Source organism: Sneathiella sp., from assembly GCF_029233945.1.
Lineage (GTDB): Bacteria > Pseudomonadota > Alphaproteobacteria > Sneathiellales > Sneathiellaceae > Sneathiella.
In genome coordinates this window covers 18,590-40,799 of record NZ_JARGOQ010000035.1, presented here as the reverse complement: position 1 = coordinate 40,799, position 22,210 = coordinate 18,590, and the positions used below count along the sequence as shown (strand labels likewise).

Genomic DNA, 22,210 nt, shown 5'->3' with positions numbered 1-22,210 from the left:
AAAATTTCTGTCGCCATCGCGGGTTTATCCCGCGGCTCGCCCACAATCAGCAAATCCGGCTTTGATATTATCAGAGTTTCTAGTGGCACCTGACCGGTCCCTCTGATGCCGAGTTCACTGCCAAGATTTCGAAACCCTGCTGCCTTGACGACTGAATTTGCCAATGTCCCTTCTCCCGATGTGAAACCGTTTGCCCAATAGAGCGCTGCGATCGGCGCGCCAACCTCTTCCGCCAGCATGTCAGAGGAAGGCAGTTTTTTATCGAATGCCGTGATCAGGGCTCTACCCCGCTCCGGCGCGCCCACGGCATCGGCAACGGTTCGAATGTTTGCCCTGATATCGTACAAATTGTTCGCGGCGGGAAGCTCAATTACCCGATAGCCCAGTTTGCGCAAAAGGAAGACGGTCGGGCGGGTTGTATATTCGCCTGCGAGAATAAGATCCGGCTCAAGCGGCAAAATCTCCTCAGACAGACCATGATTTATGGGTAGTCCCACCGCTTGCTTCGCCATTGTGGAAGTTTCCTCATCCGTGGCGAGGTAGCTCAGCGATACAATCTGATCGCGGTCGGCCAGAAGCAGAAGAAGCTGGTCCGCACAAACATTCATGGATACTATGCGCGCGGGCTTGGCCGCACCATTCCCCGGCAGAAAAACCGCCAGGAAGAGGGCAAACAATACCCGCAAGAACCATAAATGCTGGCTGCTTGTTGACATCATCAGAAGGGCCCGAATTTAATATGGAGACCGGCGAAAAACGAAATTCCCGGCGATCCATACCCATAGACTTCCTGATAGTCTTCGTTCAGAAGATTTTCCCCGCGCAGGTAAACCTCCGCCCCTTTTGCGAATTCATAGCTTGCCGCCAGATTGACGAGAGTATAGCTATCCAGCTCGACCATTCGCGTCGCCACGGGGAAATAGCTGTCATAAACAATATCATTCTGCTTGCCGTTATATTGCAGGCTCAGATTGACGTTGGCAGGTTTCTCCATAACGTCAAAACTGTAGTTACCGACGAGGCTCGCGATATGCTTGGGCCGCCGGACCAGTGCTGTCCCCGTTGCGTCCTTACCATTTGTGTAGGTATAGGAAGCATCGAAGCGTATATTCTCGAACGGCTCTGTCGAGGCGGTGAACTCGACACCCTGTATCCGGCTCGTTCCCGGCAAATTAACCGCCGTATTCCCCCCACCCTGAATAAGATTTTTGATGCGATTGTTGAAATAGGTCATGTCAAGGATCAGCTTGTCATCCAGAAATGCCTGCTCGACGCCTGCGTCCCATCCGAGGCCTTCCTCCGGTTTCAGGTTGGGGTTGCCTGTGAAGCCCGGAGTGGAGCCGAATAGTTCGAACAATGTCGGGTTCTTCACCGCGCGGCCGAAGCTGCCATGCAGGCGGGTAGCGGTTTCGTCAAACAGGTAGGCGGCCGTGCTGCGATAGGTGGTCTGATTTTCGAACAGATCGTCATTGTCGTCATACCGCAGGGCACCAGACAGGAAAAGATTATCCCATAAGCCGGCCCTGTATTCCGTCGAGTAACCGTAATTCACGATGTTCACGGTATTAGGTCCGGAGAAGCCACTGTTAGTATACTGTTCTTCCTCATCACGCTCGGCCGCAAAGGTGACGGTATGGTCGGCATTTGCGAAATCCGGGGTCGAGAAATAGTAATCCGACTGATAACCATAGGTGATCCGCTTGCCTTTCGATGTGTAGGTGGTCGCCCCGGATCCATCCAGATAATCCGTCTTGTCGTCCATATAGCTCGCCTTGATCAACTGATCCCACGCACCGTCAGCAAGGGTCAGCTTGGCACTGGTAAGGCCATATCTTTGCAAGGATTGAGAGGTATCTTCGCTATCGATCGCGTTGACGACGACGGCGGATGCATCACCCTCCAGATCGCTATCCACAATCATGCCCACCGCTTTTAGGTCGAGGTTTTCAAGGGGCTTGATACCGATTTTGAGGCGCCCGGTCGTATTGTTATAACCGTCCCGCTCCGTATTGCCATTGTTCTCGTCCGCGACGGAAATACCATGCGTGATATACCGCTCGACCGTGCCGGAAATATTGACCCTGTCACTTCCATAGCCCATGTCGATCTGCCCATCCTTCGTGGAGAAAGATCCAAGCTCCCCACGGCTGGAGACGGTAAAACCGGGTTCGGGGTCCTGGGTGATAATATCCACGACACCGCCAATGGCATCGCTGCCGTAAATCGCGCTTTGCGGTCCGCGCAAGACTTCAATCCGTTCAATCCCCGCGTTCAGCATGTTCGCAAAGTTGAACTCCGATCCGGAGGCTGGATTATTCACCTCAATCCCATCAATCAGGACGAGCGTCTGGTTCCCCTCCGCCCCTCGAATGCGGATTTGCGTCTGGCTGCCGACCGGCCCGGCTCGATTAACGGAGACGCCGGGGACATCCCGAAGAACATCAGAAACGACGCGCACCTGCCGTTGCTCCAGTTCCTCCGCCGTGATGACCGTAACGGCACTGCCGATTTCCTTTGATGGCAACGGAGTCCGGCTCGCCGATACCACAATTTCGGGCATTAACTGGGTTGTGTCCTCCGCCAAGGCCGGGACGGTCATGATGCTGGCGACAAGCATGCCGGTGGCGAGATAAACGGGGGCAGATTTCTTCTTTCGTAAGTAATCAAACATTGCTGATCCCTCTTGTTTCTTAAAAGACAAGTAAGGGCAAACAGCGACCTTGCCGCTTGCGCCTGACGACGAAGAAACACGGTGCGATCAAATAAAAGCTCCAAGCCCGTATAAGGCGGACTCACGGCTTTCAATGGTTGAGGAAATTAGAATTCAAGCCCAAAACCCCGATAGCAACGCATTTCTGCGCGCCACCACAAACGGGTTTCCGTCCCACGAGCACACCCCGTACAGTGGTCGAGTAGCGCTTGCGACGGCAGGTTTCCTGGCTCACAGGTCTTAACGCAATCCGGCCTTCCCAGTTCCCCAGTGGCTTTATCGGGTGCGCTCTCTGTTCACAGTTGCGGGGGCAGCCAAGGTGTTAAACAGTCTGAACTCAGTCAGTCTATTCAGTCCTTGTTCCCTTTTTCATCCATGAATGGAACCATCGCTGAAATGGAAATTGCAGCAGCAATTTCCATAAGTCAAGGGCGCTAATTGTTCTATTAGTGAAACAGTGAATTTCTGACCTAAAAATCGATAATTCTTCCAGCCCTTCCACTGTTTTATTCGTTAACATGATTGGGTGATTTTTACACATATTGGCGCTATTTCAGAAGTTCCGCCGCGCCTGTTTGGGCGTTTTGCCGAACTGGCGCTTGAAGGCGGTCGAGAAATTTGCGGTGTTGGAATAGCCGGCGACATAGGCGGCCTCGGCGATGGCAATGCCCTTGTTTCGAAGGCCATCATGGGCGAGAGACAGCCGCTCGGTGCGGATATATTCAAACACCGTCTTGCCAAAGGCCTGCTTGAACAGCCGCTGGATCTGGCTGGCTGCCATGCCGACATCCCGTGAGAGCGCTCCAATGGAAAGCGTCTCATAGAAATGCGAATGGATATAATCGAGCGATAGCTTCAGTATCTTGCGCTCCCGCTCGTTCAGCGGATCATTGACCGGTTTCCTGTCTTCATTCAGCATCCGGAATGCCTCGCTCACGAGCTCGATCGACCGTTGTTCCAGGAACAGCTTCTCCATCAGAGAGCGTTGTTCCGAAAACAGCAGGATATCCTCGGCCAGATTGACCATACGCGGCGTCGGCACCCATTCCATCAGGTTCAGATGCGTTTGCCGGAACGTCTCGATGGCACGGGTTTCCGGGGTATCTTCCCTGAGATAGTCATTGAGCCAATCCGTGCTGAGGCCGACAATGACTTTGCGCACATGAACACCCTTTTTAAAGTAGCGCGCAAATTTCGTTTTCTGGGTCTTGGCGAGAATATTGGCGTAAGGCCCTTCTTTTCCGTCCGGGCGCAGGCTATGGCCATAATGGACGAACTGTGTGCCGAGATCGGCTTTCACATCGCCACGCAGGAAGACCATGATGCTCAGCCCCGGGATCTCGGTAAAAGCGGACCGACCGTCCTGCCGCTCCACGGCGTCCGAGGCATGGACCCCGAAACCGTCATGGATCCGCTCAAACAGGATTTTTCCATCGACCAGCTCTTCCGGGCGGCACCTTTCGTCATAGCTCCGGTTATTGAAATTTACCATGTCCTTTCGGGATCCGCGAACAGTTGGCGTTATAAGCTGCTGTTCCTCAATCATCTTTTTAATCCTCACAAATGCCGGGAGGTCGATTTTTAACAAACAAGAAAGTCGCTTCCGCAGAAAAGACCTTCATGGTCGCAACCGACCAGTTGGAGTATGACTCATATTATATTGAAATTAGGAATGATTTGCAACTAGGAGCTTGGAAGTATGACTTCAGGTGAACCAACAGCCGCGTCTGCGTCAAAACCGAATTTTCCGATACCGCGCAAGATTACGGTGAAGGAAGTCACGGTTTTGAGCCCGCGTATGCGGCGAGTGACATTTATATCGGATCAGTTTGACGGCTTCGAACCTCCCCTCCCCGGCGCTCACATAAAGCTGTTTTTTGTGCCTGGGGATTTTGACTGGTCATTGATGGATAATTCTCCGGTTCGCCCGCTCCCTCCCTCCCGGACCTATACGCCGCGCAATGTACGTCCCGAGATTGGAGAGATTGATATCGATTTCATGCTGCATGGAGAGGGAATTGCCTCCGGTTGGGCACGGCAGGCGACGCCGGGGCAACATCTCGTTCTGGCTGGACCGCGGGGTGGGTATGTTCCGCCGGAAACAGCTGACAGGCTTATCATTGTCGCGGATGACACGGCCATCCCGGCGGCCTCCATGGTGCTTGAGGCGGCTGGTGAAACCCGCATTGCCGAAATGATCCTGGAAGTTGACACCCTGGAGGAAGAACGTCCTCTTAGCCCGCATGTGCCTTTCTCTCCGATCTGGCTGCACCGCGCGGAGGGAATTGGCAAGGCATTCGGTGAGCGGCTTGTTGAGGAAGTTCGCCGTGCTGCTCGCGAATATCCTGATGCGTATTGGTGGGTGGCCTGCGAATCCGGCATCATGCGCCGCATTCGTCATTCCCTGGCACAGGAATTTGACGTGCCGGCCGACAGGCTGCTGACCCGCGGTTACTGGAAACAGCAGGCGGAAAACTACCCCGATAACGACTATGGAGATGACTCCGCATCCAAGGCTGGTCATTCCCACACGCACTAACAGTTTCTACAGAGAGTATAAACGATGAATTTAAGAACTTATCTCGCCGGCACTACCTGCCTTTTCACTGTATTGTTTGTGGCCCCGCTGCATGCCCAGGAAAAGGAAGCCCCGCTTGAACAACCGATCAATGTCTCAACCGAGGTGCCAGCCGATGACCTCAGCGTGACGGGCAAGGTAACGTCGGAGGATCTTGACTTTTTGCAGCCGCAGTCACTTTCGGATGTGTTCAAGGGAGATTCCAGTGTTTCTGTTGGCGGCACTACAAATGCATCAAACAAGATATTTGTGCGCGGTGTTGAAGATCATAACCTGAATGTCCAGATAGACGGCGCGCGTCAGGTCAATAATATCTTCCATCATAACGGCAGCATCCTGATCGACCCCGCGCTTCTTCAATCCGTTGAGGTTGAAGCCGGTGTCGCGGCGGCGGATTCCGGTCCGGGCGCCTCGGGTGGCGCCATCCGATTTAAGACGAAAAGCGCCGGTGATTTACTGGCACCCGGGCAAAATCTCGGGGCGTTCGTCAATACGTCCTACGATACGAATTCCAAAACAATCAAGGTGACGACTTCGGGATATGGTAAGACCGGTGGTGTTGATTATTTGGGGGCGATAACCCGCGCCAAGGGTGACGACTACAAGAATGGCAGCGGTGATACGCAACTGGCAAGCAGCGAAGACTTCTGGTCCGGCCTCCTCAAGCTCGGGGCGGAAAGCAGCAGTGGCCACAGGATTTATTCTTCCATTGATTACTCGGTGGATGACGCGGATCGTCCCTATCGGACAAATTTCGCGGGCCTCGCTGGCGCCAGCGCAGCGGCAGATCTTCCCCCGCAGCAGAATGATCTCTCCCGGACGACCATTACCGTTGGATATGAAACAACGGACCCTACCGACCTTTACGATCCGGAGGTTGAGTTCTACTACAATAACTATGACCTGAACCGGCCCGGAAGCACGCCGGCAAGCTATCACAGCAAGATCGACAGCTATGGCGGCAAGGCCCAGAACAGGTTTCAGCTTGATACGGGATCTCTCACGGTTGGTTCGGATTTTTACTATGACAAGGGAACGAACGAGCGGTTCTTCGCCTCCTTTCCGCAAGGAAAATTCTCTGAAAAAGTCTGGAACCTTGGCGGATATGTGCAGGCACGCCTTAATCCACTTGACGCGCTCAATATTTCAACCGGGTTCCGTCTGGACGGCCAGTGGTTTGAGGCTGCCAACGGTCAGGACTTTAGTAATTTCGGCGTCAGCCCCAATATTTCCGCTGAATATGCGGTGACGGATAATGTCAGCCTGGTCGCGGGGGCATCGGACGTCTTTCGCGGTATCGACATGAACGAAGTGTTCTTTACCAGCAATGCCGTCGCGTATGATCCGGATATCGACCCCATGTATTCGCGCAACTATACCGTCGGGGCCAAGGCAAACGCCGGTATTTTTACCCTCGGTGCTAATTATTTCTATACTAAGATTCGCGATGTCATCGTGCCGGATACCGCCCTTCGGACGAACAGCGGTGACTTTACGACGAAGGGTTTCGACGCCTCCGTTCGGGCGGACTGGAACAATGCCTTTGTAAGTGCGAGCTACATATATGCGGATGTGGATTATAATGGCGCCGATCTTGGCACGACGGCCTTCTATCTCGGTACGCCCATAGGCCAGATCATCGATATTACGGGCGGATATTTCTTTGAATCGCTCGGGCTCACCACAGGCTTCAGTTCCGAGATTGCCGCGAAATACAACGATACACCCGCCGGAACAGAGAGCCTGCCGGGATATGCCGTGTTCAACCTGTTTACCGAATGGTCGCCCGCGACCTATCCGGGCCTCAGCCTGCGCGGGGAAATCAACAATGTTCTCGATGCAACCTATGTGGACAGAACAACCGCAGGTCAGGGCTTGAGCAACATCGTGCCGCTGGACGAACCGGGACGGTCTTTCCTGTTTATGGTGAATGTCACTTTCTAGAGGAACGCGTCTATGCATAAGTTTTTAAGCCTTGTGTTCATGGGGGCGGCGTTGGTGGCGGGATTTGGCTCTTCCGCCGCCAACGCAGAGATTGTCGTGAAGGATCTGGCTGGCCGGGAAGTAACCCTGCCCGCGCCCGCGACGCGACTAATTGTCGGAGAAGGTCGCTTTTTCACCTCGCTCGCGCTGCTTATAGATAATCCCGATGAGATGATTGTCGGTATGCAGGGGGAATTCGAGAAATTCGATCCCGCCGGATATGCCGCTTTCAAAAAGCAGTTTCCGAAGATCGAGGAGATCGCCCGTATCGGCAACACCAGCGCCGATAGTGTCTCCGCGGAGAAAATGATTACGCTTAATCCGGATGTCGCGATTTTTGGCCTGCGCGGCCATGGACCAACGATTGAGAACAAGGAGATGATTGCGCAGTTGGAGGCGGCCAGTATTCCCGTCATCTTTATCGATTTTTCCATCGATATTCTGAACAACACACCCAAGAGCATTGAATTGATTGGCAAAGTGATAGGTCAGGAAAAGCGGGCTGCTGAGTTTGTTGATTTCTATGAAGGCAAGAAATCACTGGTTGCGGATCGGGTCAAGAATTTACCGGACAGTGAAAAACCGACGGTTTTTATCGAGGTGCATGCCGGAAAGGTCGATTGCTGTATTTCCATGGCGAACGGGATGCTTGGTTCATTCATCGATTTTGCAGGCGGGATCAATATCTCGGCGAAGGTCACACCGGCCGTTATCGGTCGCCATACGCTGGAATTCCTGATCACCGAAGATCCCGACATCCTGATCGGGACGGCAAGCGGTTCCATCGGCGGGCAGTCGGATAAGGAGAAGCCCCTGTCCCTGGGTATAGGTGCGGATGAAGCAGAAGAGCGCGCCATCCTTAAAGCGCTTGCCGAGCGGCCGGGCTTTGATACATTAAGCGCCGTTCAGGACGGGCAAGTTTATGGAATCTGGCACAATTTTTATAACTCCGCCTGGAATATATATGCACTTATCGCCTTCGCGAAATGGCAGCATCCGGAATTGTTTTCGGATGTCGATTTACAGGAAACTATGATGGAAATGCAGGACAGATTCCTACCCTTCCAGCCTGGCGGTCTCTTTAGCATCGGATTGAAAGGGCAATGAGCAGTGAAGACATGTCGATGAAGGCAGGGCCTGACTATATCAGCGCCTATCGCCATCTGAACTGGCGCCGCTCTTTTTTGCTGTTCCTGATCGCGGCGAGTATTTCTTTGTCGTTCCTTGGGGATATCGTCACTGGTCCTGCCGTGCTTTCAGCGGGTGATCTGCTAACCGGTATTTTCGATGGCAGCAGCCTGAGCCGTGCCGAGTCCGTGATCCTCTACCAGATACGCCTGCCCGATGCCCTGATTGCGCTTGCCGTCGGGGCGGCGCTCGGCCTTGCTGGTGTGGAAACGCAGACGGTCCTCAATAACCCGCTTGCAAGCCCTTATACGCTTGGCCTCTCCTCCTCCGCAGCTCTTGGCGCGGCCATCTCCATCGTGTTCGATATCAGTATTCCGGGCGTTGCGGAATGGATCAGCCTGCCCTTCTTCGCTTTTATAGGGTCTCTGTCGGCTGGCCTTGCCATTCTGTTGATGACGGCTGCTTTCGGCGGGAGTATCAACACGGCCATCCTGTTCGGGATTGCCATTGTCTTCCTGTCCACGGCGCTCACCGCGGCGATCCAGTATGTCGCTACGGCGGAAGCCACGCAATTGATTGTCTTCTGGACGATCGGCAATCTGACGCGGGCCGGGTGGCTGGAAGTCGGGGTTGTGTCGGCGGTTGTTCTGTTGGTCCTGCCGTTCTGCCTGCGCGATGTGTGGCAACTTACCCTTCTGAAAGGCGGGGAAGAGCAGGCGAGCAGCCTTGGCGTGCCGGTAAAGCGTTTGCGTCTTAAGGTGATACTACGCACATCCCTTCTGGCGGCAGTCGCGGTCTGCTTCGTCGGCACTATCAGCTTTGTCGGACTGGTTGGGCCGCATATCGCTCGGCTGCTGCTCGGGGAAAATCACAAGTATCTTATTCCGGGCGCGGCCCTGTCCGGGGCGTTGCTACTGTCCCTCGCCTCCATTGTCTCAAAATCCCTGTTGCCGGGGGCAATTATCCCGGTGGGGATCGTGACCTCCCTCATCGGCGTGCCGATTTTCCTCCTTCTCGTTCTCACGCAAAAGAGGGCGCATCTATGACTCTTCAGTTGAAAACGGAAAATCTGAATGTGCATCTGTCCGGGCGGCATATCCTGAAGGATATCTCCGTCCCCTCTCTTGCTGCGGGAGAGCTTGTCGGGGTTATCGGTCCCAACGCGGCGGGGAAATCAACCTTGCTGCGCAGCCTTGCCGGACTGCAACGCTATACCGGCATTGCCCGATTGCACGCCGGAGCGGGAGCGGAGATGCAGGATATTGCCCGCATGACACCGGCTCAGCGTATTCGTGAGATTGCCTATTTGCCGCAGCAAATACCGCAAGTCTCCTCCCTCACCGTCTATGAGTTGCTGCTCGCGAGCCTTCAAATTGCGGGACTGTCGAACGGAGCGGAAAAGGATGCGACGACAATCTCAGGGGTTCTCAACAAGCTGGATCTCGGCGAATATGCCATGCGTCCGTTATCGGAGCTTTCCGGCGGCAAGAGACAGCTTGTCGCTGTCGCCATGGTGTTGTTGAAAAAGCCGAAAGTCCTGCTGCTGGATGAGCCAACCTCGGCGCTTGATCTGCGCTGGCAGGTGGAGGTACTTAATCTCACCCGCCGGTATCTTCAGGAACACAATGCGCTGGCGCTGATCGCTATTCATGATCTCAACCTCGCTCTTCGCCAATGCAATCGCCTCATTGTGCTGAACGATGGTGAAATCGCCGCCGATTGTGCAAGCCGTGAGCTTGACAGCGAAGTTATCCGCCGTGTTTATGGAGTGGACGCCCGGATTGAGCTATGCTCCAACGGGGATCCCGTTGTTTTGCTGACGGCGGTGGAAACCGGCGCTTCCCAATCCGTTGTCGAACACATGAATATGATGGAGAAACAATGACACAGCCAAAACTCAGTTTACGACTTATGTTGCCAATCCTCGCTTTTTTTGCTGTTTGTCACAGCGCAACAGCCCAAGAGTCGAAAAAAGAGCTGACACTGGAATTGAACAACGCCGTGCAAGTTGAAGGTGCCTGCCGGGTCAGCTTTCTATTTCACAATACCCTCGCGGGTACAATATCGGATATCAGCATGGAAGTTGCCATTCTCGACAAGGAACAGATGACGAAGGATTTTCTGCTCATCAGCACCGGGCGATTGACCCAGGGAAAGCGCCGGATTTTGCAGTATGATCTGGCGGAGACTTCCTGTTCGGATATCGGGACAATCCTGATCAATGATGTCTCGGATTGCCAGATGACGGACATGACGGCGGCGCAATGTTTGGACGCGATCCGTCCGTCGAGCCGTATTTCCATAGAACTTGGCCTGTAAGTACCTCCTGTGACCCAGATGGATCATCCTATGTTTGATTATATTCTTTCCCTGCTCGAAAAAGGCGGACCGGTTGTCGCCATCCTGCTTTTCCTGTCCGTTATTTCTCTGGCAACGGCGCTTTACAAGGGATGGATTTTCCTCCGGCTCGGTATTGGCCGTCATGAGCCAGCCCGGCAGGCGCTTGCCCTCTGGCGCATCAAACAGGGGCCGGAACCGATCGGCATTCTGTCACACCGGCGAGGGCCTCTTCCCCAGGCGCTTATCCATGCGATGCGGGGAATGCTTTATCACCCGGATAAAGGCACGCTGATACGAGAAGATATCGACCGGGTTGCCTCCCGTGAGATTGCGCGTGCGCGGTTCGGTATCCGTATTATGGAGACAGTGGGCCAGGTCGCGCCACTGCTCGGTCTGTTCGGGACAGTGCTCGGGATGATCGATGCGTTTCAGGCCCTGCAAAGTGCCGGTGCGACGGTTGACCCGTCCATTCTTGCCGGTGGTATCTGGGTGGCGCTGTTGACGACTGCGGTGGGTCTTGCAATCGCCATCCCCTCCTCTTTGCTGGCGGCCTGGTTCGATTCCCTTATCGAGCGGGAAACCCAGACAATCGAGGATATGGTGACCTCCGTCCTGACCGGTGAAATTACGTCAGGGTCGGAGAAACCCGCGCTTTGGAATGCGAAGGCGACAACGGCGGGGTAAGTGGATCATGCGACTTCATTCCGCACGGCGCAGGAAATCCATTATTGGCCTTACATCGCTGATCGATGTGATCTTTCTTTTGCTGCTCTTCTTCATGCTGACATCGACTTTCCTGCGTTTCACAGGGTTTGATCTGTCTGTTGCAGCGGCGGGTGGCGATGCGCCCTCGCCGAAATCTGTTTTGCTGGTGCATGTGAAATCGGATGGCATGCTGTCTCTGAATGGTCGCCCTGTCAAACTTGAGGATCTGGATAATGCTCTCTCCGACTTTACGTCGCGCGGCGTGAAGCATGCCGTCCTGCGCCCGCGCGGCGAGGTGGCGGTACAGACGTTGGTCGAGACATTGGAAGTCTTGCAATCCACGAACCTCACCTCTGTTTCCCTCGCCCGGTAAGCCATGAAACTCACCCCGCCCAAAAAGCTTCGCAGTGATCCGGAGAATACAATCCCGCTCATTAACGTGGTGTTTCTCATGCTGATCTTCTTTCTGATCGCCGGTACCATCGCAGCACCGGTCTCCCGGGAATTGACGCCTGCAGAAACCCGCGAAATGCCGACTGTTCCGGCGAAAACCGATGTGGTGCAGATCCATAATGACGGCGCGATCATGTATCTCGGCAAGCGGATGTCCGTGGATGAGGTGTTGGAGATGTTTCCGGCAACGGAAATGTCCGAGCCAGTCAAAGTCATTGCCGATAAAACCCTGAACGCCGTTCGTCTTGTCGAAATTCTCGAAAAATTCCGCGCCGCCGGCCATCAGAAAATCCGTCTGATTACCGTAAAGGGATCGCCTTGATGAGGATCGTCACGCAGGTTGGGGTCTTTGTCCTGCTTTCCCTTGTCGTTCATATGGCATTGGCAGCGATCTGGGCTCCTAAGGAACCAGAGGTCCAGATGGAGAGATCGATTGGCGGTGTGGCGCTGAAAATCGGGACATTGATTCATTCCAGCCGGTCGACCGTTTCTCCCATCGAGCCCATCGAAACAGAGGTGGTTAAACAGGAGAAAGTGACCAAGCCGACACTGGTTGAGCAGGATCCCCTGCCCCCTGAAATTGCCCCGAAAGTGACCGCCAAAAAGGCTATTGTCGCGAAAGAAGTGAAAAAGAAGACGCCGGTGACGCCGCTAAAGAAAAAAGAGGTGACGCCGCTACCGCCGGCAAAGCCAGTTAAAGTGAAGAAACCTCTTTCAAAACCCTTGAGAAAAGAAGTCGTCCAGGCAAAATCACCCGAAAAACCTGTCGTCGCGGAAAAAATCGCGCCCACGGTCAGCAATCTGGACCAGCTTCGCGGTGGTGTGGTTGCCTCAAGTCAGGGGCAGGAAAACATGATCACCGGCAGCAGCGGCAATAAGATTACACAGGGCGGAAATGCGGAAACCAGTAACTATCGCGGCAAGGTGCGGGAGGTCCTGCTTAAAAACAAATTCTATCCCAAGATGGCAAAACGTTTTCAAATGGAGGGCAATGTTATCTTTGCCTTTACCATTCACCGGGACGGAAGAGTGACGGCGCTTCGCGTTCTCAACTCCTCAGGTCATGCCGTGCTGGATAAGGCAGCACTGCGGATGGTGGAAATATCCATGCCTTTCGTGGCCTTTCCAGCCGATATCAAGGCAGATCACCTCGATTTTCGCTTTCCTGCTACCTATACGGTCGAATAACCGAAAGGGTAATAGGCCGGGGATTGTCTTTTAAAAAAAACTCAACAGGCGGGAGCAAATTTATTTTCCGGCTAACTTCCCATCGCGTCATAGCGGTGTTGCATTTCTTCGGGTTCGACCTCTTCAATGGAATGGCCGATAATCCAGCTATAGCCGAAGGGATCGCGGATCGTACCGGAACGCTCCCCATAGAACTGGTCCGCCGCCTCGCGGACGATGGTTGCGCCCGCTTCCGCGCATTTGGTGATAAGGGCATCCGCATCATCGACATGAAGATGAATTGAAATGCCACTTGGTACTTCGGGGTCTGGGGCATGGATCCCGAATTCGGGAAACTCGTCGGACAGCATGATCACTGTGTCTCCGATGGAGAGTTCGATATGGCCGATCCGCCCGCCGGGACCGACAAGCCGGAATTTCTCGGTGGCACCAAAAACATCCTTATAGAAGGCGATGGCCTTTTCTGCTTTTTTGGCCCGGAGATAAATATAGACTTCATGAATTGACATAGGGGTTCTCCTGAAGGTCTTTAACTTTATCAATGATCATATCGAGACGGAATAGATGCTCTGCGTCGAATAAATTTACACGAGGGCGATGCGCCCTGTCTTCAAATCATATACCGCGCCGACAATATCGATTTTCCGATCAGCATAGTATCTATCGACAATGGGGGATGATTTTTTGAGTTGCGCCACCTGCAACCGGACATTCTCGGCAATCGAGCTTTCCAGCAAATCATCCGGATGCGTTTTTTTGGCAACGGCGACAGCCGGTTTTATGGAGGCGATCAGGTCGGGCAAATGGCCGGGAAGTTTCGCATTGTCTTTCAGGACATTAATCGCCGCGCTGACCGCGCCGCAGTTGGAATGACCGAGCACCATGACCAGCGGGGTTCCCAGAAATTTGACACCATATTCAAGAGAGGCCAGCAAGTCGGGGCTCATGACATTTCCGGCGACGCGCATGACAAAAAGATCGCCCGGATTTTGATCGAAGAGAAGTTCCGGCGCGACGCGCGAATCCGCGCAGCTCAGGACGGCGGCAATCGGAAATTGGGATTGTGCCCTTTCGGCCCTGCCGACGGTGAAATCACGATCATTCGGATTATTTGCGGCATATCGGGCATTCCCCACCAACAGCCGAGATAGCGCGAGACCGGGCGGAATGGCGTTGGGTGCAGGGGATGTCTCCGCTGCGAAGGCGCTGGACAGGCTAAAGGGGGTTATGGCGGTGAAGGCCGCTGCCTTCAAAAGATGACGGCGCGAGAAGGTAACGGCAGGCAAAGATTTCTCCGGTAAATCGCACATTTGTCTAAATCCCTCGCCTGTTTGTCGTTGTTGTTTATATGCAGGAAACCCTTTCACATTGGCCAAAAACGGTCAAGGCGGGAAAAGCGTATCGGTTTGATTTATCGCGGAGAGGATCGTTGACAGATGCCGTCTTGCGAGTGCTAGGATCAAATCTATCGTCGGGCCAACCGTTGGGAAATTGCATGACTATCACTACGATTACCGAAAACACCGTCAAGAGCGCGCGGCATAGGACATTCTATCTCTCTGCCGGGCCGGAGGATGGGCCTCTCGTCATCTTCGTGCATGGCTGGCCGGAACTCTCTTTAAGCTGGCGGCATCAGCTTCCTGTTATGGCGAGCCTCGGCTTTCATGCAATTGCGCCGGATATGCGGGGCTATGGCCGCTCCGGCACTTACCGGGAGCATAGCGCCTATGCCCAGGAAGAGGTCGTCAAGGATATGATTGAGCTGCTGGACAGCTTTGGGCGTGAAAAGGCGATCTGGGTCGGGCATGACTGGGGAAGCCCGACAGTCTGGAATATCGCCAGCCATCATCCGGATAGATGCCATGCCGTTGCCAATCTCTGTGTGCCCTATGGAGTCCTTGAGCGGGGTTGGGACGCCTGCCTCCCCTTGGTTGATCGTGCGCTCTATCCGGAGGCGGAATTCCCGGCCGGGCAATGGGAATATATCCGCTTCTATGAGGAAAATTTCGCCCGTGCCTGCTCTGTCTTCGATGCCAATCCCTATAACTCGGTGAAGGCGCTGTTTCGAAAAGGCAAAGCGGGATATACCGATAAACCCTCCCCCACCGCCTTTGTTCGTAAACATAATGGCTGGTACAACGGTGCAGACGAAGCACCGGATATCCCGCGCGACGGCGATATCGTGAGTGAGGAGGAGCTCAAGATCTATACGGAAGGCCTTGTTCGCAATGGATTTTTCGGCCCTGATTCATATTACATGAATAATCAGGCAAATGCGGACTATGCGGCAAAGGCGCTGAACGGTGGTTATCTTGATCTGCCGGTGCTCTTCCTGCTCGCCGAATATGATTACACTTGCGAATGCGTCCGCTCCCCTCTGGCAGACCCGATGAAGGATTATTGCCGGAACCTCACTATCAGGAATGTGAAATCCGGCCATTGGATGGCGCAGGAAAAACCGGCAGAGGTTAACGCGGCGCTTACGCACTGGCTGGCAACGTCGGTGCCCGGCATCTGGCCGGGCGAGAATAGCGTCTAGCCTGCGCGGTTAATAATTTCGCCTTGGCCGGTGATGATCATGTCCATCGGGATATCATAGACTTGAGGAAATATGCTGGAAAGGCGGCTGTCCGGATAGCCGATGCCGATGACTTTCGGGCGCGGGTTGAGCGCCGCCAGCGTCCGGTCGAAATATCCGCCGCCATAACCGAGCCGGTAACAGTCCCTATCGAACCCCACCAGCGGCGCAATAGCAACATGAGGTGTCACCTCGTCTGTATTGACCGGAACCGGGATTTGCCAAATGCCGGGCTCCATATTGGCGTCTGGTGTCCATGCACGAAAAATCATCGGCTGCGCTTTCTCCGTTACCACGGGAAGGGCGATGCGGACCCCCTGCCCCGCCAAGTCTTTCATCCAGCCACGTAAATCCAGCTCCGCTTTCATCGGCCAATAAAGGCTGATGATCATGCCGGGTTTCGGGATAATGATCCGCTCTAATTTCTCTGTAACTTCTTGGGCCAGCGCGCGGCGATCTTTCACGGAAAATTTCAGCCGGGCAGCAATCAGTTCTTCACGCTTGGCTTTTCGCCAGCGCGCGACATCAAGGGCGGCTTGCGCATCCACGCCCATATAGCCATTGTCATAAAGCTCGAGCTCATGCGCATAGCAGGGAGGCGATGCAAAGCCTGTCTTGATATCGTCGTTATCCGCCATGTCCTTTCCCTATCACAGATAGTCGCGCCCGTTCAATTCAATATAGAACCGTCCGCAGCTTTGGGTAGTCACACATTGAACTGTAGCTGGATGCGGATATCCTGACCCCGGGCGAAGGATTCCATCTTGTCCGGATAGGCACCGATCAGGAAATCGGCAAGGCCGTAGGAAAAGGCCTCCTCCTCCAGAAAGACGCCGTGTTTTACCCCCACATGCGGCAGGGACAGCAACATGCCCTGATAGGAGATACTGATGACGAAATTAAAATCATCAAAGCTGATCTCTACCGCCACGGGGCCGGTTGCGAGATTGGCGCGCCGGACATGCTCCAGAACCTGCGTTGCGGTGCTCTCCGCACGGGAGACGGTGGCACTATCGATATCCCAGGCTCGCGCCTTCTTCTGAAGGATGTCGGAAAATTCCTCAACGGAATGCTCAACCTTCTCGAAACCGACATTCGCCTTGCGGCGACTACCCAGACGGAAGGTCAGATGCAGCGCCAGCGCGGAGATCACGGCAATCGGCATCATCGAGCTGGTAAAGGGATGCAGAAAGCCCGGCAGGCTTTTGAAATAATTCTGGAAAACGTCCCGACCAAGCCCCAGCAACATGGAAAAGCCGATCACATATGTCATGCGGTTATCGATGTTGCGCGACATCATAATCTGGATGCCGCCGGAAATCATGAAGGAGGCCGTGAACATCAGGATTGCCCCGATCACCGCATTGGGCAGGATCAGGAAAAAGGACCCGACGACCGGCATAACGGAGAAAAGGATCAGGATGGCGGCCGCGGTAAAGCCGATCAAGCGGCTTGTCGCACCGGTCGCTTTCGAGACGCCGACAAGGCTCGGCGCCGCGTTGGTTCCCATGGTGCCGAGGGCGCCGGCGAGCATGCAGCCAAGGCCATCGGCGAACATCCCGCCCTTGATGGATTTGAGGTCCGGTCGTCGCCAGTCGTCATCATTGATCTTCTGGCAGGTGGTGATCACCCCCACCGTGCGAAGCGCGGCGGCAATCCCGGATATAAGAAAGGCCGGGAGCAAGGAGGCGTCAAAATCGTAGGAAATAAAACCGGGATTGGGCAGCGCGATCAAATCGGCATCCAGAAGAATTTGCCAATGCTCGGGCGGGATCAGGTTGAAGGCAATGGCAAGAGCAAAGCCGATCCCGAGCCCGAGGATGGAACACATAAGCCGCGCCAGCCCGGAAGCCCATATACTGAGCGCGACGGTCAGGGCGAGTGTCAGCCCCGCGACAATTACATGATTGCTGTAGTCGGGCAGGTTTCGCTGATCGATATCCAGAACATGATCGATGGCGACGAGGCCAAGCTGTATGCCGATGATCGCCACGATAAAGCCGCTGATCGCGGGCGGGAAGAATATGCGAAGGCGATGCAGGCTCCCCGCGATAATGATCTCCAGAAGCCCGGCGAGAATTGTCATGCCGAAAACCGCCGGGAGGCCGACCGTCTTGGCCGCAAGGACAGAGGGGCCGAGATAAATTGCGGAGAAGACGGGAGCCGCCAGGAAGCCCGAGCCAATCGGTCCTTTTCGGAGCGCCTGCAGCACCGTGGCAATTGCCACCGCGATCATTCCGAGACAGATGGCATTGACCGCATCCCCATGAGAGGCGCCGCCCGCCTTGAACACAATAACGATCAGGACAAGATAGGCGGCAAGCAGCCCCGCATACTGTCCACCGAGCAGAAGCAAGGTTGGCCAGGGCGGCCGTTCATCGACGGCATAGATCAGCCCCTGCGGACGTTTCGCCATTCCCTCCCCCGGGTTCTTGTCGTTATCATAAGGGCTTAAACGTTACATGGAACATTTGCGATATGCCAGTGGCCGTGAAAAGAAATTATTTCCTTGAAAAGGCATAATATATCTAGTATTCAAGATATATGGATGAAAATACAACATTACGTGCCCTTGCCGCCCTGAGCCAGAAAACACGGCTTGATGTCTTCCGCCTGCTCGTCAAGGCGGGGTTTGACGGAATGCTGGCCGGTGAGATCGGCGAGCGGTTAAATGTCCGGCAGAACACCATGTCGACAAACCTGTCGATCCTGATGAATGCCGGGCTGATCAAGAATGAGCGTCAGGGCAGAACGGTCCGATATTTCGCAGACTATGAGGCCATGCGCGGGTTGCTTTCCTTCCTGATGGAGGATTGCTGTAACGGGCGGCCGGAAATCTGCGAAGGCGTTTTTGATGAAATCAACTGTCCTTAAACTTGGGTGACTATGATGACTGAAGCGGTATATAACGTTCTGTTTCTCTGCACCGGCAATTCAACACGGTCCATAATCGCGGAAGCCATTATGAATCGGATCGGGCAAGGAAAATTCAAGGCAGTTTCGGCGGGATCTTCCCCAATGGGACAGGTAAATCCTCGTGCAATCGAGCTGTTGAAGAACCTGAATTTCGATACGGCTTTTGCACGATCGAAATCCTGGAGCGAATTTTCCGGCCCCGATGCGCCGGAGCTGGATTTCGTCTTCACGGTTTGCGACAATGCCGCAGGTGAGGTGTGCCCGATCTGGCCCGGGCAGCCGATGACGGCCCACTGGGGCGTTCCCGATCCGTCGAATGCGGCCGGAACAGAGGCGGAGATTAATCTCGCCTATATGGACACTTACCGGATGCTGAATAACAGAATTTCAATCTTTTGTAGCCTGCCGCTTGCGAGGTTGGATCGCTTATCCTTGCAGAAGCATCTCGATGATATCGGGTTGCAGAAAGATAAAGTGAAATCTTAAATAAGTTCCATAACCTCAAATTTAGGAATAAATTAATTGACTGAAGAACGTCTGCAAGATCGCCTCGAACTGGATAAGCCGGTTCAGGCGGGTATCGGCATTTTTGAAAAATGGCTCTCCCTCTGGGTGGCGCTCTGTATTGTTGCGGGGCTGGTTCTGGGCAATCTGTTCCCTTCCCTGTTCGAGACCATTGCCTCTTTTGAATATGCGTCAGTTAATTTTGTCGTCGCCGTCCTGATCTGGGCGATGGTGTATCCGATGATGGTCGGGGTCGATTTCGCCAGCCTGAAGCATATCGGGGACCGCCCGAAGGGGTTGATCCTGACAATTATCGTCAACTGGTTGATCAAGCCCTTTACGATGGCCGCGCTCGGGGTGTTGTTTTTTGAATACCTTTTCGCGGACCTGATCGCGCCTGAGGACGCGCAAAGCTATATTGCGGGGCTGATCCTGCTTGGTGCGGCGCCCTGCACGGCCATGGTGTTCGTCTGGTCGCAGATGACGAAGGGGGATGCGACCTATACGCTGGTGCAGGTGTCCGTCAATGATGTGATCATGATTTTCGCTTTCGCGCCGATTGTCGCTTTCCTGCTGGGCATTACCGATATCGTCGTTCCCTGGCAGACGCTTATTCTTTCTGTTGCGCTCTATGTGGTGATCCCGCTTCTTGCGGGGGCGATGACCCGTCACCTGCTGACCGGATCGGATCGGTCGCCAAAGGCCGCGAGTCGTGTTGATCAGTTTACGGCCAAGGTGAAGCCCTTCTCCGTCCTCGGCTTGTTGGCGACGGTCGTTCTGCTGTTCGGCTTTCAGGGGCAGGTCATATTGGAACGGCCTCTGCTTATCCTTTTAATCGCCGTCCCGCTTATTTTGCAATCATACGGGATTTTCGCCCTTGCCTATGGTGCCGCCTGGGCCTGGCGGGTTCCGTACAAGGTGGCGGCGCCTTGCGCCCTTATCGGGACCTCAAACTTTTTTGAGCTGGCCGTGGCTGTCGCCATCAGCCTCTTTGGCCTTAATTCCGGCGCGGCGCTTGCGACCGTGGTGGGCGTTCTGGTGGAAGTGCCGGTGATGCTGTCCCTTGTTGCCTTCGCCAACCGGACGCGCGGGTTTTTCTCCACTTCGGACTAGAAGTGCCGCGCGCTGACGAGAGCGCCAGCCTTATTTACGCTTTTCTCGCTCGCTCCTCGGCACGTTCAGCGCGGGCAATTGGCTGATTAGCGGCATGTTTGCCCGGGATATACTGAAAATCTTTTCGTCTTTCCGGATTATGTGTGTAGTCCTGCCATTTCGCCAGATCATCCCGGATTGCGCGATTAACAAGGAAGGGATCGATACGAATGATCACCCTGTTGATAAACACACTGGCGGCTTTTGCGCCGAGAATTTTTGCGATCAATCGGCGTGTTTTTACATATTTATGCAGGCGGTGGGCCTTGACGAATTTCTTGACGGCTTTCAGGTTCCCTTGATCCGGCGTAAGCGCGTGTTTCTCCTCCAGCCGGTGAATGGATCCGTTCACCCATGCATCGCACCAGCGCAGGTTAAACAGGCGGAGATCATCCTCCGTCGGTTTGAAAGGCGGTAGATAAGTTACTTTGGACGTCGGCTCTAAAAAGACCTTGGCGCCTCGCGCCTGCGCTAAAATGCTGACGTCCCAATGCTCGGAAACGGACAAGAGATCTTCGTCCAGCATCCCGATATCCAGTAAAAATTCACGGCTAATCAGGACGGTGTGGAACTCAAACAGCTCCGTCGGACCGCGCTCAAGCGTTTCGGGCAACGCATCAATATCCTGTTTGGAAAAATGGTGCAGCTCATGACAAACCCGGACGCCGTTGCCCGGCTCCTGTATTTGCGCTTCTCCGCCGGCGATATGAATAAACTTCCAAAGAGGAAAGCGTTCAAAAACAAGCGGGGAGACGATATCGGCCTCCTCTTCCACTGCGCAGCGGACCAACGATTCCAGCCAGTTTTTCGCCATCTCCACATCATTGTCGATGAAAGCGATATATTTCGTCTTGGCCTCCTGAATGATCAGGTTGCGCGCCTGGTTCGGGCTGAGGTAGCAATCCTCATGGATGACCTTGATAGGGCGGTTTTTGGCGAGAGACTGAATCTCGGAAAGAATAGCATCAGGAAGGCCGCTGGAGACGAATATAATCGGAACATCGTCTGGCGTGGCCGCCAGAACGGATTTAAGCGACGGGATGGTTCTGGAAAATGTTTCCCGGATCGATATTCCGATTGTCACATCCATATTCATTGACTACCCGTTCCCGAAGCCACACTGACCAAATTCTTCTTATTAGGATTATAAAAATCGACTAATAGCAGTCACTTATTGATAAAAAGCCGGATTTTCAATCTTTTTTGCCCTTTCCCGGGCAACAATTTTTATCCTGTAGCATTTACACAATAGGGACGAACTGCGAGAAAGGATAACAATTTCCTCCTGTTCGGATCGTTCAGGAGTTCCATCGCTATGAATAAACTTTAGATACTAGGGTTGCTCAAAGGGGCTAAAAATTTATGTCGGACGTCAAAATCGGAATCATTGTCGGCAGTATTCGAGGGAAATCCCAGTCCGACAGAATTGGTCAATATATCAATATGTTGATAGATAATTTTGATTTAAAGGTGGAGGTTGATTATTTCTCTCTTCGGGATATGAATGTCCCGCTCTGGAACGAGGAAAAATGGGAAAGCGATAGCGATCTTAAAAACTTCTGGAAACCTGTCTCCGAGCGGTTGAAATCCTGCCATGGCTTTGTCGTCATATGTCCTGAATGGTCGGGTATGGCGCCGCCGCACCTCAAGAATTTCCTCCTTATGTGCGATGGCGGGGAGTTGGCGCATAAGCCCGCGCAGTTGATCGCGGTCAGTTCCGGTACCGGCGGCGCCTACCCCATCGCGGAGCTTCGCATGAGTGGCTACAAGAATAATTTTCTCTGGTGGATGCCCGATCACATGATCCTCCGTCAGGTGGAGGAGCTGTTTATCAGCAGTCCGCAGACAGCCCTCGATACCCGCCTCACCGCGCGCCTCAATTACGGCCTGGAATTTCTGATCGAGACGGCAAAGGCGATGCAGCCGGTTCGCGAAAAGGTTCAGAATTTGATGCTGTATAAAAACGGGATGTAGG

23 protein-coding genes and 1 riboswitch are annotated in these 22,210 nt (G+C 54.0%); of the genes, 15 read left to right on the top strand and 8 right to left on the bottom strand.

Annotation, left to right across the window (positions count from 1 at the left end):
* The 3 genes from P1U71_RS12260 to P1U71_RS12250 all read right to left on the bottom strand — a co-directional run.
* Positions 1 to 719 (bottom strand): ABC transporter substrate-binding protein (locus tag P1U71_RS12260; RefSeq protein ID WP_301105894.1); only part of this gene is annotated, 719 nt, incomplete at its 3' end.
* The gene (locus P1U71_RS12255; protein WP_301105893.1) at positions 719 to 2,671 is read right to left on the bottom strand and encodes a TonB-dependent siderophore receptor; all 1,953 of its coding nucleotides are present in this window, start codon (positions 2,669 to 2,671) and stop codon (positions 719 to 721) included. The genes P1U71_RS12255 and P1U71_RS12260, both read right to left, overlap by 1 nt.
* Positions 2,672 to 2,908: 237 nt before the next feature.
* Positions 2,909 to 3,115: riboswitch (cobalamin riboswitch) on the bottom strand.
* A 148-nt stretch (positions 3,116 to 3,263) separates the two neighbouring features.
* Positions 3,264 to 4,256: a helix-turn-helix domain-containing protein gene (locus tag P1U71_RS12250; RefSeq protein WP_301105892.1), complete on the bottom strand. Its 993-nt coding sequence runs from the start codon at positions 4,254 to 4,256 to the stop codon at positions 3,264 to 3,266.
* Between the two features lie 153 nt (positions 4,257 to 4,409).
* Here P1U71_RS12250 and P1U71_RS12245 point away from each other — a divergent pair, with 153 nt between their 5' ends.
* Genes P1U71_RS12245 through P1U71_RS12200 form a run of 10 tightly spaced genes read left to right on the top strand, consistent with a single transcriptional unit; the run spans position 4,410 to position 13,085 of the window.
* Positions 4,410 to 5,249, top strand: a complete 840-nt coding sequence (locus tag P1U71_RS12245; protein WP_301105891.1) for a siderophore-interacting protein — start codon at positions 4,410 to 4,412, stop codon at positions 5,247 to 5,249.
* Between the two features lie 24 nt (positions 5,250 to 5,273).
* Positions 5,274 to 7,232 (top strand): TonB-dependent receptor, encoded by a 1,959-nt coding sequence (locus tag P1U71_RS12240; protein ID WP_301105890.1) that lies wholly within the window; start codon positions 5,274 to 5,276, stop codon positions 7,230 to 7,232.
* A 12-nt stretch (positions 7,233 to 7,244) separates the two neighbouring features.
* The gene (locus tag P1U71_RS12235; RefSeq protein ID WP_301105889.1) at positions 7,245 to 8,378 is read left to right on the top strand and encodes an ABC transporter substrate-binding protein; all 1,134 of its coding nucleotides are present in this window, start codon (positions 7,245 to 7,247) and stop codon (positions 8,376 to 8,378) included.
* On the top strand, positions 8,375 to 9,445 hold the full coding sequence (locus P1U71_RS12230; RefSeq protein ID WP_301105888.1) for an iron ABC transporter permease: 1,071 nt from the start codon (positions 8,375 to 8,377) through the stop codon (positions 9,443 to 9,445). Before P1U71_RS12235 ends, P1U71_RS12230 begins: the two co-directional genes overlap by 4 nt.
* Positions 9,442 to 10,284 (top strand): ABC transporter ATP-binding protein, encoded by an 843-nt coding sequence (locus tag P1U71_RS12225; protein WP_301105887.1) that lies wholly within the window; start codon positions 9,442 to 9,444, stop codon positions 10,282 to 10,284. Before P1U71_RS12230 ends, P1U71_RS12225 begins: the two co-directional genes overlap by 4 nt.
* The gene (locus tag P1U71_RS12220; RefSeq protein ID WP_301105886.1) at positions 10,281 to 10,718 is read left to right on the top strand and encodes a hypothetical protein; all 438 of its coding nucleotides are present in this window, start codon (positions 10,281 to 10,283) and stop codon (positions 10,716 to 10,718) included. The genes P1U71_RS12225 and P1U71_RS12220 overlap by 4 nt, the downstream gene beginning before the upstream one ends.
* Before the next feature lie 30 nt (positions 10,719 to 10,748).
* Positions 10,749 to 11,423, top strand: coding sequence for a MotA/TolQ/ExbB proton channel family protein (locus P1U71_RS12215; protein WP_301105885.1), 675 nt, complete (start codon positions 10,749 to 10,751; stop codon positions 11,421 to 11,423).
* A gap of 7 nt (positions 11,424 to 11,430) precedes the next feature.
* A complete protein-coding gene (locus P1U71_RS12210) occupies positions 11,431 to 11,817 on the top strand; it encodes a biopolymer transporter ExbD (protein WP_301105884.1) in 387 nt (128 codons plus the stop codon).
* Positions 11,818 to 11,820: 3 nt separating this feature from the next.
* Positions 11,821 to 12,219, top strand: a complete 399-nt coding sequence (locus P1U71_RS12205; RefSeq protein ID WP_301105883.1) for a biopolymer transporter ExbD — start codon at positions 11,821 to 11,823, stop codon at positions 12,217 to 12,219.
* Positions 12,219 to 13,085, top strand: a complete 867-nt coding sequence (locus P1U71_RS12200) for an energy transducer TonB (protein WP_301105882.1) — start codon at positions 12,219 to 12,221, stop codon at positions 13,083 to 13,085. The genes P1U71_RS12205 and P1U71_RS12200 overlap by 1 nt, the downstream gene beginning before the upstream one ends.
* A gap of 71 nt (positions 13,086 to 13,156) precedes the next feature.
* On the opposite strand, the gene P1U71_RS12195 is transcribed toward P1U71_RS12200, so the two are convergent.
* Both P1U71_RS12195 and P1U71_RS12190 read right to left on the bottom strand, forming a co-directional pair.
* Entirely contained in the window at positions 13,157 to 13,594 is a 438-nt protein-coding gene (locus tag P1U71_RS12195) for a VOC family protein (RefSeq protein ID WP_301105881.1), read from the bottom strand.
* A 75-nt stretch (positions 13,595 to 13,669) separates the two neighbouring features.
* Complete coding sequence (locus P1U71_RS12190; protein WP_301105880.1) at positions 13,670 to 14,395, bottom strand: carbonic anhydrase; 726 nt, start codon at positions 14,393 to 14,395, stop codon at positions 13,670 to 13,672.
* Between the two features lie 185 nt (positions 14,396 to 14,580).
* On the opposite strand from P1U71_RS12190, the gene P1U71_RS12185 reads away from it, so the two are divergent.
* On the top strand, positions 14,581 to 15,624 hold the full coding sequence (locus tag P1U71_RS12185; RefSeq protein ID WP_301105879.1) for an alpha/beta hydrolase: 1,044 nt from the start codon (positions 14,581 to 14,583) through the stop codon (positions 15,622 to 15,624).
* Here P1U71_RS12185 and P1U71_RS12180 read toward each other — a convergent pair.
* Both P1U71_RS12180 and P1U71_RS12175 read right to left on the bottom strand, forming a co-directional pair.
* Positions 15,621 to 16,301 (bottom strand): 5-formyltetrahydrofolate cyclo-ligase, encoded by a 681-nt coding sequence (locus P1U71_RS12180; RefSeq protein ID WP_301105878.1) that lies wholly within the window; start codon positions 16,299 to 16,301, stop codon positions 15,621 to 15,623. The two genes, P1U71_RS12185 and P1U71_RS12180, sit on opposite strands and share 4 nt — an antisense overlap.
* Before the next feature lie 68 nt (positions 16,302 to 16,369).
* Positions 16,370 to 18,079, bottom strand: coding sequence for a solute carrier family 23 protein (locus P1U71_RS12175; RefSeq protein WP_301105877.1), 1,710 nt, complete (start codon positions 18,077 to 18,079; stop codon positions 16,370 to 16,372).
* Positions 18,080 to 18,207: 128 nt separating this feature from the next.
* On the opposite strand from P1U71_RS12175, the gene P1U71_RS12170 reads away from it, so the two are divergent.
* The 3 genes from P1U71_RS12170 to arsB are packed head-to-tail and all read left to right on the top strand — an operon-like array spanning position 18,208 to position 20,196.
* Positions 18,208 to 18,537: a helix-turn-helix transcriptional regulator gene (locus P1U71_RS12170; RefSeq protein WP_301105876.1), complete on the top strand. Its 330-nt coding sequence runs from the start codon at positions 18,208 to 18,210 to the stop codon at positions 18,535 to 18,537.
* A gap of 15 nt (positions 18,538 to 18,552) precedes the next feature.
* Positions 18,553 to 19,065, top strand: coding sequence for an arsenate reductase ArsC (locus P1U71_RS12165; RefSeq protein ID WP_367281187.1), 513 nt, complete (start codon positions 18,553 to 18,555; stop codon positions 19,063 to 19,065).
* A gap of 36 nt (positions 19,066 to 19,101) precedes the next feature.
* Positions 19,102 to 20,196, top strand: coding sequence for an ACR3 family arsenite efflux transporter (gene arsB, locus P1U71_RS12160; RefSeq protein ID WP_301105874.1), 1,095 nt, complete (start codon positions 19,102 to 19,104; stop codon positions 20,194 to 20,196).
* Positions 20,197 to 20,230: 34 nt separating this feature from the next.
* Here arsB and P1U71_RS12155 read toward each other — a convergent pair whose 3' ends face one another.
* Entirely contained in the window at positions 20,231 to 21,331 is a 1,101-nt protein-coding gene (locus P1U71_RS12155) for a glycosyltransferase (RefSeq protein WP_301105873.1), read from the bottom strand.
* 266 nt (positions 21,332 to 21,597) lie between these two features.
* Between P1U71_RS12155 and P1U71_RS12150 the strand changes: the two genes are divergently transcribed.
* Complete coding sequence (locus tag P1U71_RS12150; RefSeq protein WP_301105872.1) at positions 21,598 to 22,209, top strand: NADPH-dependent FMN reductase; 612 nt, start codon at positions 21,598 to 21,600, stop codon at positions 22,207 to 22,209.
* The last annotated feature ends 1 nt before the right edge of the window (position 22,210 follow it).

Coding starts and splice junctions, on each gene's coding strand:
- P1U71_RS12255 (WP_301105893.1), bottom strand. CDS start 2,671: ATGTTTGATTACTTACGAAAGAAGAAATCTGCCCCCGTTTATCTCGCC.
- P1U71_RS12250 (WP_301105892.1), bottom strand. CDS start 4,256: ATGATTGAGGAACAGCAGCTTATAACGCCAACTGTTCGCGGATCCCGA.
- P1U71_RS12245 (WP_301105891.1), top strand. CDS start 4,410: ATGACTTCAGGTGAACCAACAGCCGCGTCTGCGTCAAAACCGAATTTT.
- P1U71_RS12240 (WP_301105890.1), top strand. CDS start 5,274: ATGAATTTAAGAACTTATCTCGCCGGCACTACCTGCCTTTTCACTGTA.
- P1U71_RS12235 (WP_301105889.1), top strand. CDS start 7,245: ATGCATAAGTTTTTAAGCCTTGTGTTCATGGGGGCGGCGTTGGTGGCG.
- P1U71_RS12230 (WP_301105888.1), top strand. CDS start 8,375: ATGAGCAGTGAAGACATGTCGATGAAGGCAGGGCCTGACTATATCAGC.
- P1U71_RS12225 (WP_301105887.1), top strand. CDS start 9,442: ATGACTCTTCAGTTGAAAACGGAAAATCTGAATGTGCATCTGTCCGGG.
- P1U71_RS12220 (WP_301105886.1), top strand. CDS start 10,281: ATGACACAGCCAAAACTCAGTTTACGACTTATGTTGCCAATCCTCGCT.
- P1U71_RS12215 (WP_301105885.1), top strand. CDS start 10,749: ATGTTTGATTATATTCTTTCCCTGCTCGAAAAAGGCGGACCGGTTGTC.
- P1U71_RS12210 (WP_301105884.1), top strand. CDS start 11,431: ATGCGACTTCATTCCGCACGGCGCAGGAAATCCATTATTGGCCTTACA.
- P1U71_RS12205 (WP_301105883.1), top strand. CDS start 11,821: ATGAAACTCACCCCGCCCAAAAAGCTTCGCAGTGATCCGGAGAATACA.
- P1U71_RS12200 (WP_301105882.1), top strand. CDS start 12,219: ATGAGGATCGTCACGCAGGTTGGGGTCTTTGTCCTGCTTTCCCTTGTC.
- P1U71_RS12195 (WP_301105881.1), bottom strand. CDS start 13,594: ATGTCAATTCATGAAGTCTATATTTATCTCCGGGCCAAAAAAGCAGAA.
- P1U71_RS12190 (WP_301105880.1), bottom strand. CDS start 14,395: ATGTGCGATTTACCGGAGAAATCTTTGCCTGCCGTTACCTTCTCGCGC.
- P1U71_RS12185 (WP_301105879.1), top strand. CDS start 14,581: ATGACTATCACTACGATTACCGAAAACACCGTCAAGAGCGCGCGGCAT.
- P1U71_RS12180 (WP_301105878.1), bottom strand. CDS start 16,301: ATGGCGGATAACGACGATATCAAGACAGGCTTTGCATCGCCTCCCTGC.
- P1U71_RS12175 (WP_301105877.1), bottom strand. CDS start 18,079: ATGGCGAAACGTCCGCAGGGGCTGATCTATGCCGTCGATGAACGGCCG.
- P1U71_RS12170 (WP_301105876.1), top strand. CDS start 18,208: ATGGATGAAAATACAACATTACGTGCCCTTGCCGCCCTGAGCCAGAAA.
- P1U71_RS12165 (WP_367281187.1), top strand. CDS start 18,553: ATGACTGAAGCGGTATATAACGTTCTGTTTCTCTGCACCGGCAATTCA.
- P1U71_RS12155 (WP_301105873.1), bottom strand. CDS start 21,331: ATGAATATGGATGTGACAATCGGAATATCGATCCGGGAAACATTTTCC.
- P1U71_RS12150 (WP_301105872.1), top strand. CDS start 21,598: ATGTCGGACGTCAAAATCGGAATCATTGTCGGCAGTATTCGAGGGAAA.